Raw genomic sequence first — 5,754 nt, 5'->3', positions numbered from 1 at the left:
CTTTCGGTCTCGACAACCTCCAAGCTGCACAGGGGCCCTGTCTTCATGCGGCGACAACGTCGAGATCACCCGAATCGGGAACCCGCGAACACTCGCACTAATCCCAAGCCCCGTGTGGGGTTTGCGGATCGCTTCTGAAACGCACGGGGATGTCACCGACACCCCGCCCCGGACGTCACCGCGCAGACACACGGGCAAAAGGCCAGAAGTACACCACCGGCCACTTCTGGTACCGGTCGTAAAACCACCGGCCAAACGTCCTGAATCCGGCCCCCCTAATGCCACAACGACCACCGGCCAGCTACCCGCTCCCCCGGGTCGAAATGACCAGCCCGGCGCACTCCCGAACTCCGAGGACCAACACGGCGAAAACCCCCAGAACAGGCCACCGGGAAACAGCGCAGACCTTCGGCGATGACCGGGGCCTGACGACCCATCGAAAAGACTGGGTGGTGTCGCCTACGGCGCCACTGGAAAAGAGCGGCGCGGGCATGCCGGGTGGGATCGGCAGCCCCGGCGGGTGCTCAGATCGAGCACCCGTCTCAGAGCGCCCCCAGGGGAGCCTTCCCAGCCGGGCGCCGAGGACGACGACCCGCGTTCCAGATTTCTGGAACAGACCCGGAGAGCCGCCGAGGCTGGGCACGAGCCCGGCACCGAGGCGGCGCAGCGCCGGCCGGGGCGCAGCCCACCGCCGAGGCCTCTCCCGAGGCGGGGCACTACCTCCCGGACGGCGGCCTGACGGCCACCCACACCACGCCCCTGGCCCCGGTACCAGGACGGCGCCGAGACGGGCGGCGAGGCGGCCGCGGGGAACCGCCGACCACCGGCTCCATGCCACGCGCGACGCATCCCCGACGACGGCGGCCAGGACGGCGGCCACCCCACCGGGCGTCCCTTGATGACTCGCGCGAGCCATCCCCCGCCAGGCCGACGGACGGCAGCGGCACCGAGCAGCACGGCACCGAGCAGGACGTCGACCAGGTCCACGACGGTGGCACCCGGACGGCGCCCTGGCGGGCCCCCGGCTCACAGCCTCACAACCCCTACAGGCCACCCCCGCCACCAGGGACAACAGCACCCCAACAACACAACCCCCACAGGCTCACAGCCCCCACCCCACAGGCCATCGCGCCCCGGCCGGACAGCCGCGAGGACGGCGGCGGGACCCGGACGGCGGCGAGGCGAACGCCGAGCAGGACACGGGGACGGCCGCCTCCTGGCCGACGACCACGACCAGGAGCAGCGACCCTAGCGACCCGCACAGCCGGCGAGGACCGGCGGCCGCCCGGACGTCAGCATGATGACTCGCGCGAGCCATCCCCGGGCGACGTCGACGCAGCCGCGAGCAGCAGGCGGCGAAAGGCCGGCGGGCGAACCCAGGACATCGGCCAGCGCGGCCAGGACGACCGGGGTGGACGGTCCTGGCAGACCGGTTGGCAGGCCGGCAGCCAGGCGGCCCGGGGGGCCTCACCCCCACGTTCCAGATTTCTGGAACGAACCGCCCCACGCGCCCAGACCGGACACCGAGGACCAAGTAGCGGGCCGCCGAGGCGAGCAAAGGCCCGGAACCGGACGGCGGCCAAGGCCTCGCCCAAGCCGGTCGGAACGGTGGCGAGCAGCCCGGCACCGAGCAGGACGGACCCGCAAGCAGCCCGCGACCAGGACGGCGGCCGAGGACCTCGCCCAGACTCCGCCGGGACGGCGCCGAGGCGGACGTCCGCAGGCGGCCAGGACGGCGGCGAGCAGGACGTCGACGGCGGCGCCGTCTGACAGGATCACCACCCGGTGCGCGTCACACCCCATTGCCCGTGACGCGCACCACCCCGCACACGGAACACCAGAGCCGAAAACCCCCCGAAAACCCCCGCTAAAAACACCCGGAAAACACTCCCGGAAGCCCCGGAAAGCAATCTCGGAAGACCCGCCCAAACAACCCGTCAAATCCCCGCCCCCGACACCCCATCCCACTCACATGGCATGCCCACGGCGAACATGCACAGCAACCAGACCGGGCTCCACCCGACACGGGCGAAACGAGCGGAACCCGACACCTGGACCGGTCCACATTGGTCCATCCAAACCCGGGCTAAACACCCAAAACACACCAAAAACACCAAGCCGACCTCGCTCAGGTCACACCAGGGGCGCGGCGGGGGCGGCGCCCAGGCTGTTGGCGCGCGGGAGCGGATAGGCATGGGTCCACGCACCCCGGTGACCCCTCAGCCTCGATCAGTGAGGATCCCGGAGAGAACACGTCGCGCGTCACGGGCGCCAGCGCCGTCCTCGCCCAGGCTGTTGGCGCACGAGACGAGCGTCTTCCACAGCGCCCAGCCACGTCCGCGCGCCCACGTCGCATCGTCAACGCCCAGCCGCTCCCGGAACACATCGCGGCCGTCGGCCGAGAGCAACGTCCACGCGACCGCGAGGTCGCAAGCGGGGTCCCCCACGCCACACGTACCGAAGTCGATGACGGCGACGAGCTGCCCGTCCTCAAGGAGCAGGTTTCCCTTGGCAAGGTCACCGTGGAACCAGACGTCGGTCCCGTCCCACCGCGCCTCAAGCGCCTGAGTCCACAACTCGTGTGCCGGCGCGACGTCGATGTGGCCGCGCAGCTCGTCCAGCGCACCGAGCGCCTGCGCCTCGTAGGTCCGCAGCGTCGCTCCACGGAACCAGTTGTGCTTACCAGGCTGTGGCCCTTGTGAGGCATCGATGCTCTGCAACGCGGCGACGAAGTCGGCCAGGCCCACGGCGAAGCGGATCGGATCGACGACTGCCTCGAACGTCGCGGGCGTGCCGTCGATCCACCCGTAGACCGACCACGCGAACGGGTAGGCCGCACCAGGACGCCCCATCGCCAGCGGCACCGGGATCGGCAGCGGGAGAGCCGGTGCCAGCTCGGGCAGCCAACGGTGCTCCTTCTCCACCGCCAAGGCGTACTCCTGCGCGCTGGGCAGGCGCAGCAACATGGTGTCGCCCAAGCGGAAGGTCCAGTTGTCCCAGCCACCGTTCTCCACAGCCGTCACCGGTAACGCGGCCCACTGCGGGAACTGTTCGGCCACGAGCCGCCCCGCCTGCTCGGCACTGACGGTCACCCGCCGGGGCATGGGCCCAAGCTCTGGAACATCGTTCAACAGGTACCCCCCTTGTCCAGCCTCCAGTGTGAGCTGACTTCCTCCTTCCTCGCCCGCCAGTTCTGGTAACCGAACAGCACACCAGGCGGCCGGAGGTCACGCCCCACGCCACAGCACCCAGGACGGCACGGGCCGCAGACCCGCCCGATGCCCACGGACCGTCCGCCGCGTCCACGGCGGACGGTCCGTGGGCATGGAAGCCCTCCACGGCTCGGGCGTCAGGACCCTGCGGGGCCGGGCTCTCCCGCCTCCGCTGTCACCGGAAGCCGATACCCTCCGGCGGGAACGGGCGGCTGACGGGAGTGAACGTGGACATCGAGGAGATGCTGGACCGGCTCGGCGCGGTGATCGGGCCGCCGCCCGCGGGCGGCGTGGTCCCGGTCCCGTGGGAGCAGGGGCCCAGAGCGCTCGGTTTCCAACTGCCCGCCGACTACCGGGCGTTCGTCAACCGGTACGGGATGGTCAGCATCAGCGACGAACTGCACATCTACACACCGTCGACAGCGCCCAGCCCTGACACCGGACAGCCGATCGGCTTCCCGGGGTTCGTCTACTGCACCACAGATCCGTATGGATACACCGCCATGCTGGCCCAGGCCTACGAGGACGGGGACGACGACGAGTGCCCGTATCCGCTGTTCCCGGCCGAGAGCGGGCTGCTGAAGTGGGGGAACAACTGGAACTCCGACCAGTTCTTCTGGCTGATGCGGGGCCCGGACCCGGACCGGTGGCCGGTCGCCGCCAAGTTCGACTCGATGCGGCAGTGGGACCTGTTCGACGGCGGCTTCCTGGAGTTCCTGCTCGCGGCGGTGACGGAACAGTACCCCTACCACGGGGACGTCGTGCCCGGCGGGACGAAGCAAGTCGGTGACGGCCGTGCCTATCGCTTTCGGGGAGACTGGTCGAAGCAGCTTTGGTAGTGAGCCCACGGGACACGGCCAACGGCCGGCTCCAGGCAGCTCCGGACGGCTCCGGCTCTCGGTAACCCGGCCAGCCGTCGCCGTACCGACCACGGTGACCGACCCGGCCGGGCGCTGCCTCCAGGCCGACGGCTCCCTGGCGCGTCCCGGCTCCTGCCCCGCAGCATGGGTTCGATCGCGCAAGCTCGACCGGGTGATCCCGCCGCGTGCCGCGCACGGTCGGTGTCAGGGATGGCGCCACCACAAAGGTTCAGGCACGGATTCCGTGAAGTCGATCGTGCTTCCGTGCGCTGGGTGACGCTCCGTCATAGCCGGGTGGATGCTGACCGCGTGTGAGGAAAACTTCCTTCTGCTCCCGCATCTCGCAGGGGTGCGGGTCGAGTGCGTGGATGTGCGGGACGGGCGCGTGGTGATCGAGGCGTCGACGCTGGAGGAAGTGCCGGTGTCGTGTCCGGGCTGCCGGACTGCGTCAGGTCGGGTGCACAGCAGGTATGGACGGCGCCTGGCCGACGCGCCGTGCGGCGGGCGGGGCGTGGTGATCGAACTGTCGGTGCGTCGGCTGTTCTGCGACAACGGGGACTGCCCGCGGGTCACCTTCGCCGAGCAGATTGAGGGGCTGACCTACCGCTACGGCCGACGGACGCCGGTCCTTCAGCGGATGCTCGGTGCCCTCGGCGTCGTCCTGGCTGCTCGGGCCGTGGCCCGTCTCGCGCTGCTGCTCGGCATCGTGATCAGCCGGATGACCGTCCTGCGCCTGGTCATGGCGCTGCCGGACCCTGCCTGGGCGACCCCGCGCGTGCTCGGCATCGACGAGTTCGCCACCAGGAAGGGCCACCGCTACGGCACCATCCTGGTCGACTGCGAGACCCACCAGCCCCTTGACCTGCTCCCGGACCGCGACGCGGACAGCGTCGCCGCCTGGCTGCGCGAGCACCCCGGCGTCGAGATCGTCTGCCGCGACCGCGCACAGGTCTTCGCGGACGGCGCCCGCGCCGGAGCGCCCAACGCCCAGCACTGTGCGGACAAATGGCACGTCTGGCACAACCTCGGCGAGGCTGTTGAACGCCTCGTCTCCCGCCATCGCGCCCTGCTCCGCGACCTTGTCGAACCCGCGCCTGAGCCCGAGCCGCCGGGACCAAAGCCCGCATCGGCCGAGGCATTCGAGGCTGCCACAGAGCCGTCCGAGCCCTACCCGCAGGGGAAGTTCCTCGACCGGCTCCGCGACACCCACGCGGCCGTCCGCGCCCAGATCGAGCAGGGCTTGAGTCTGCGCGAGATCGCCCGACGCCTCGGCCTCGGACGCAACACCGTTCGCAAGTACGCCCGCGCGGCCAGCCCGGAGGCGATGCTGCACGGCCAGTGGCAGAACCGGACCAGCAAGCTCGACCGGTTCAAGCCCTACCTCGACCAGCGCATCGTCGAAGGCTGCACGAACGTGTCCCGGCTCCACCGCGAGCTGCAGGAACGCGGGGCTCGCTGCAGCTACAGCACGCTGCGCGACTACGTCCGGCCGCTACGGCCCGACCGACAGTCCCCGGGGAGCCCGCCGCCCATCGCCCGGCCGCCCTCTCCCCGCGAGGCCACCGGCTGGATCATGCGCCACCCCGACCACCTACGTGAGGACGACCAGCAACAGCTCAAGACCCTGCTGGCCCGCTCACCCGAACTCACGGCCGCCGCAACCCACGTCCGCACCTTCGCCA

The 5,754-nt window shown here is 70.6% G+C and carries 3 protein-coding genes; 2 read left to right on the top strand and 1 reads right to left on the bottom strand.

Features of this window, described 5'->3' with window-relative positions; genetic code table 11:
- Positions 1-2,219: 2,219 nt before the first annotated feature.
- Positions 2,220-3,131, bottom strand: coding sequence for an aminoglycoside phosphotransferase family protein (locus ACZ3UD_RS37415; protein ID WP_465598497.1), 912 nt, complete (start codon positions 3,129-3,131; stop codon positions 2,220-2,222).
- Between the two features lie 308 nt (positions 3,132-3,439).
- On the opposite strand from ACZ3UD_RS37415, the gene ACZ3UD_RS37410 reads away from it, so the two are divergent.
- Entirely contained in the window at positions 3,440-4,051 is a 612-nt protein-coding gene (locus ACZ3UD_RS37410; protein ID WP_465598494.1) for a hypothetical protein, read from the top strand.
- Between the two features lie 319 nt (positions 4,052-4,370).
- A partial coding sequence (locus ACZ3UD_RS37405; protein ID WP_465598491.1) for an ISL3 family transposase occupies positions 4,371-5,754 on the top strand: 1,384 nt, incomplete at its 3' end.

It is taken from the genome of Kitasatospora sp. NPDC023118, from assembly GCF_055560875.1.
This window is presented reverse-complemented; position numbering and strand designations above follow the sequence as displayed.